The organism is Mycobacterium sp. IDUB_19 (genome assembly GCF_055419445.1).
Genome location: NZ_JBVAXR010000001.1, coordinates 110,158 through 115,213 on the forward strand (window position 1 = coordinate 110,158; position 5,056 = coordinate 115,213).

The following is a 5,056-nucleotide window of genomic DNA, read 5'->3' on the forward strand; positions in this document are numbered from 1 at the left end:
ACCGTGGCTCTCTACCGCAAGTACCGACCGGCAACCTTCGCCGAAGTGGTGGGGCAGGAGCACGTCACCGAGCCGCTGTCCATCGCCCTGGAAGCCGGTCGGATCAACCACGCGTACCTGTTCTCCGGGCCGCGCGGCTGCGGAAAGACCTCGTCGGCACGCATCTTGGCCCGGTCGCTGAACTGCGCCCAGGGGCCGACGGCCAGCCCGTGCGGGGTTTGCGATTCGTGCCAGGCGCTGGCGCCCAACGCGCCCGGCAGCATCGACGTGGTGGAGCTCGACGCCGCCAGCCACGGCGGCGTGGACGACACCCGCGAGCTGCGTGACCGCGCCTTCTACGCGCCGGCGCAGTCGCGCTACCGGGTTTTCATCGTCGACGAGGCGCACATGGTGACCACGGCGGGGTTCAACGCACTGCTCAAGATCGTCGAGGAACCGCCCGAGCACCTGATCTTCATCTTCGCCACCACCGAGCCGGAGAAGGTGCTGCCGACGATCCGGTCGCGCACCCATCACTACCCGTTCCGGCTGTTGCCGCCCAAGACCATGCGTTCGCTGATCGGAAGGATCTGTGAACAGGAAAGTGTCGTCGTCGACGACGCGGTGTACCCGCTGGTGATCCGTGCCGGCGGTGGTTCGCCCCGCGACACGTTGTCGGTGCTCGACCAGTTGGTCGCCGGGGCTGACAACAACCACCTCACCTACCCCCGGGCGTTGGGGCTGCTGGGCGCCACCGACGTCGCCCTGATCGACGACGCCGTCGACGCGCTCGCCGCCGGGGATGCCGCGGCGATGTTCGGGGCCGTCGAATCGGTGATCGATGCCGGCCACGACCCACGGCGCTTCGCCACCGACCTACTGGAGCGGTTCCGCGATCTTATTGTGCTGCAAGCGGTTCCGGACGCGATAAGCCGCGGCGTGGTGGACGCGCCGGAGGATGTGTTGGACCGCATGCGCGAGCAAGCGGCCCGAATCGGCGCGGCGACGCTGACCCGGTACGCCGAAGTGGTGCAGGCCGGGCTGGGGGAGATGCGCGGTGCGACCGCGCCCCGGCTGCTGCTCGAAGTGGTCTGTGCGCGCCTGCTGCTGCCGTCGGCCAGCGACACCGAATCGGCACTGCTGCAACGCATCGAGCGCATCGAGACCCGGCTGGCCATGTCCATCCCCACCGCCGAAGTCGCCGCGGCGGCCCCGCCGCCGGCGGCCACACCACCGGTGGCCGCAACACCGCGTTCGCCATCGCGGCCATCGGCACCGGCCCAACCCCCGGCCGAACCCGTCCGGCCCCGTCGGCAGGCCGCGGCACCCGAGCCGGCGAGCGAACCGCCGCCGCCTCCACCACCTGCCCCGGAGCCGCTCTCCGAACCAGCTTCTGCCCCAGGCGAACTCAACGCAACCGCGGTGCGAACGATGTGGCCGACGGTGCGCGACAAGGTGCGCCAGCGCAGCCGCACCACCGAGGTGATGCTGGCCGGCGCCACCGTGCGCGCGGTAGACGACGACACGCTGGTCCTCAGTCACGCGTCGGCGCCGCTGGCCAAGCGGCTGTCCGAACAGCGCAACGCCGACGTCATCGCCGAGGCGCTCAAGGACGCGCTGGGCGTCAATTGGCGGGTGCGGTGTGAGGTCGGGGGACCTGCGCCCGCGGAAGCGGCGCCGCCGCCCGCCGAGGAGGAACCTCCGGTAAACGTCGCTGCCGCTGCGGAATCCGCGCAGCGCGACGAAGAGGAACACATGCTGGCCGAAGCCGGCCGCACCGATCCATCGGCGCCGCGCCGCGACCCCGAAGAAGCCGCACTCGAACTACTGCAGAACGAGTTGGGCGCGCGCCGGATCGACGGAAGCTAAGGCTGCCACCAGGGCCGCAGCGGCAGGTTGTCGACGCCCCGCCGCTCGACATTGGCGGCCAGCACGTGATGAAGCTGAAGGTTGTTCTGCTCGAACGCAACTCGTGAAGCAGCCATGTACAGACCCCACACCTTCGCGATCGGCAGGGAGACCTCGGCGACCGCGGCATCCCAGTGCTCGACGAGGTTGCAGCACCAGTCACGCAGCGTCATCGCATAGTGATGGCGGAAGTTCTCCGCGTGCAGCACTTCGAAGCCGCGCTCCTGGATCTCGGTCAGGATGCGGCCCGAGCCGGTCAGCTCGCCGTCCGGAAAGACGTAACGGTCGGTGAATCCGCCCGCGAACGAAGTCTGCTTGTTGTCATGGCGGGTGATGCAGTGATTGAGCAGCAGGCCGCCGGTGCGCAACTTCGACTTGAGCAACTCGAAGTAGGCCGGATAGTTCTTGACTCCGATGTGCTCGGTCAGCCCGATCGACGAGACGGCGTCGAACTCGGCTTCGGGCACATCGCGGTAGTCGCAGTGGCGCACCTCGGCCAGCGCGGAGAGCCCCTCGTTCTCGATCGCTTGCTGTGCCCACTTCGCCTGTTCGCCCGACAGGGTGGCGCCGATCGCCCGGACACCGTGCCGTGCGGCGTAACGCACCATGCCGCCCCAGCCGCAACCGACGTCGAGCAGCCGGTCGCCCGGTTGCAGCCGCAGCTTGTCGAAGACCAGCCGGTACTTGTTCTCCTGCGCCTCTTCCAGCGTCGCGTCGGCGTGCGGATAGACCGCGCACGTGTAGGTCATCGATGGCCCGAGCACCCATTCGTAGAACGCGTTGGAAACGTCGTAGTGATGGTGGATCGCCTCGGCATCACGAGTCTTGCTGTGCAGCAAGCCATCAGCGACCCGACGCCACCGAGGCGGCGTCTCCTGCGGCGGCGGCGGGATCGGCACCAAATGCTCGATGCCGATCGACAGCACCACCTGCGCCAGCGTCCGCGCCGACGGCCGTTTGAAATCCACCCGGTCGGCCAGCATTTTGATCAGCTCGTACGGGTCGCCCGGGTGAACGCCGTAGGTCTGCAGGTCGCCCGATATGTAGGCGCGGGCGATGCCGAGCTCGCCGGGCGCCGTTGCCAGATAGGTAGCACCGCGCGGCGAGCAAAGGTCCAGGCCCAGCGCGGCACCTTCGTTTCCGGCGCTGCTGCCGTCATACGCCGTGAACCTGAGCGGGCAGTCGACGGTTGCGGTGAAGATGGCCAGCACCTCGGCCATGGTCAGCTTGCCCGGAAGGGTGCGGTCGGGCACTCTGGTCGTGGTCATCGCCGTTGCACCGCCTTTGCGTAGAGATCGAGCAGACGAGAGTCGGGATCGTAGGAATTCTTGACCGTCGTGTAGGTCTCCCCGCCGTAGAGCTCGTTAAACTCCTCGCGGGTGTAGAAGGAGTCGGAGTACAAGGACTTGTGCCCGTCGAGCTCACTGACCTTCGCCTCGATCGCGCGGTTGGTGACCCCCACGCCGTCGCCGGCGGGCACCGAGGACCAGAACCCGATGTTGACGTAGCTGTGGTCCGGCGGTATCGGATACAGCGGCCAACTGCCTCGATCGCGAAGTCGCAACGGGCACAACCATATCGGTGTGATCGGCACGTTGCCCAGAAACCACTCCAAGAATTCGCAGGACCGTCCGATCGGCACCTCGACGTCCTGGACCACGCGTTCCCGTGCGGGGCGGCCGTTGCGGGTCTCGATCCGGTCGGACACACCGAAGCGGCGATCCACGGCGACCAGCTTGGAGTAAACGCTGCTGCGTCGGTAGCGGCGCGGCCACCAGCGTCGCAGCCGGGGATTTTGCGCGCCGAATGCCCGTGAGCACCAAAACCAATCGGTGTCCCAGCGCCAGAAGTAGTCGTGCATCGTCAGCCGGTCGTCTTTGGTGTTTTCCCCGCCGGCGTGGTCGTGCTGCATCGACTGGTAGTAGATCTTTTTGCCGGTGTAGTCGCTGACCGGCCCCGATGTGGTGGTGCGTCTGCCCACGCACAAATAACTTTCGTCGGTGCTGAAGACCACGCCGTCGAGATAGTCGACCGGGGTGCCGCCCTGCCCGCCGGTGTCGATGATGCGCTCCATCGCGGCGAACAGCTCGGGCAACGAGTGGAATCGGATGTGCCGCAACGCCACAAACGGGGCAGCGGGTTCCAGCTCGATCCGCAGTCGCGTCGAATAGCCCAGTGTCCCATAGGAATTAGGGAAGGTACGGAACAAGTCGGAGTGCCGGGTACGCGATGCGGTGACCAATTCGCCAGCGCCGGTGAGGATATCCATCTCCAGCACTGACTCGTGTGGCAGACCATTGCGGAACGATGCCGACTCGATGCCCAGCCCACTGACCGCGCCGCCGAGGGTAATGGTCTTGAGCTGTGGCACTACCAGCGGCGACAGGCCATAGGGAAGGGTCGCCGCCACCAGGTCTTCATATGTGCACATGCCGGCGACCTCGGCGGTGTTGGCTCCGGGATCGACGCGCAGCACACCGGTCAGTCCGGAGGTGTCCAGGCCGCGCCCATCGCGTTTGGTGCGGGCGCGGAACAGATTTGACGTCGGTTTGGCGAGCCGCACCGCGGACGTTACGGGGATGGAGCGATAACTCGCCACCAACCGATCGACGCCCGACGTATGAGCCGAGAGTGCAGATCCTGAACCTGGCACCACATATACCCTAGTCTTCGACAACACCCCGTGCATCCGCGTGCGGGCGGCATCACAACAGAGGAGTCGCGCCTGATGGCACAGGTCAGCGCAGCCAGCACCATCTTGCTCAACGTCGATCCCGCGGCCACGCTCGCCGCGGTGGCGGACTACCAGAACGTCCGCCCGAAAATCCTGTCCCCGCAGTACAGCGAATACCAGGTGCTCCAGGGCGGACAGGGCCAGGGCACTGTCGTCAAGTGGAAGTTGCAGGCCACCAAATCACGTAGCCGCAATGTGCAGGCCAACGTCGACGTCGCTGGTCACAGTGTCATCGAGAAGGACGCGAACTCGTCGATGGTCATCAATTGGACAGTGGCCCCGGCGGGCCCCGGCTCCAGCGTGACCATCAAGACCAGCTGGACGGGCGCGGGCGGCGTCAAGGGCTTCTTCGAAAAGACGTTTGCGCCGTTGGGGCTGAAGAAAATTCAGGGCGAGGTGCTGGCCAACCTGAAGAAAGAACTCGAAAGCTAGGCC

The 5,056-nt window shown here is 66.6% G+C and carries 4 protein-coding genes; 2 read left to right on the forward strand and 2 right to left on the reverse strand.

Features of this window, described 5'->3' with window-relative positions; all coding sequences use genetic code 11:
* Positions 1 to 3 precede the first annotated feature (3 nt).
* The gene (locus tag ACZY0B_RS00560; RefSeq protein WP_463761986.1) at positions 4 to 1,848 is read left to right on the forward strand and encodes a DNA polymerase III subunits gamma/tau; all 1,845 of its coding nucleotides are present in this window, start codon (positions 4 to 6) and stop codon (positions 1,846 to 1,848) included.
* Here the strand turns inward: ACZY0B_RS00560 and ACZY0B_RS00565 are convergent.
* A complete protein-coding gene (locus ACZY0B_RS00565; RefSeq protein ID WP_463761987.1) occupies positions 1,845 to 3,155 on the reverse strand; it encodes a class I SAM-dependent methyltransferase in 1,311 nt (436 codons plus the stop codon). The genes ACZY0B_RS00560 and ACZY0B_RS00565 overlap by 4 nt on opposite strands.
* Entirely contained in the window at positions 3,152 to 4,576 is a 1,425-nt protein-coding gene (locus ACZY0B_RS00570; RefSeq protein ID WP_463761988.1) for an FAD-binding protein, read from the reverse strand. The genes ACZY0B_RS00565 and ACZY0B_RS00570 overlap by 4 nt, the downstream gene beginning before the upstream one ends.
* A gap of 39 nt (positions 4,577 to 4,615) precedes the next feature.
* On the opposite strand from ACZY0B_RS00570, the gene ACZY0B_RS00575 reads away from it, so the two are divergent.
* The gene (locus ACZY0B_RS00575) at positions 4,616 to 5,053 is read left to right on the forward strand and encodes an SRPBCC family protein (RefSeq protein WP_463761989.1); all 438 of its coding nucleotides are present in this window, start codon (positions 4,616 to 4,618) and stop codon (positions 5,051 to 5,053) included.
* The last annotated feature ends 3 nt before the right edge of the window (positions 5,054 to 5,056 follow it).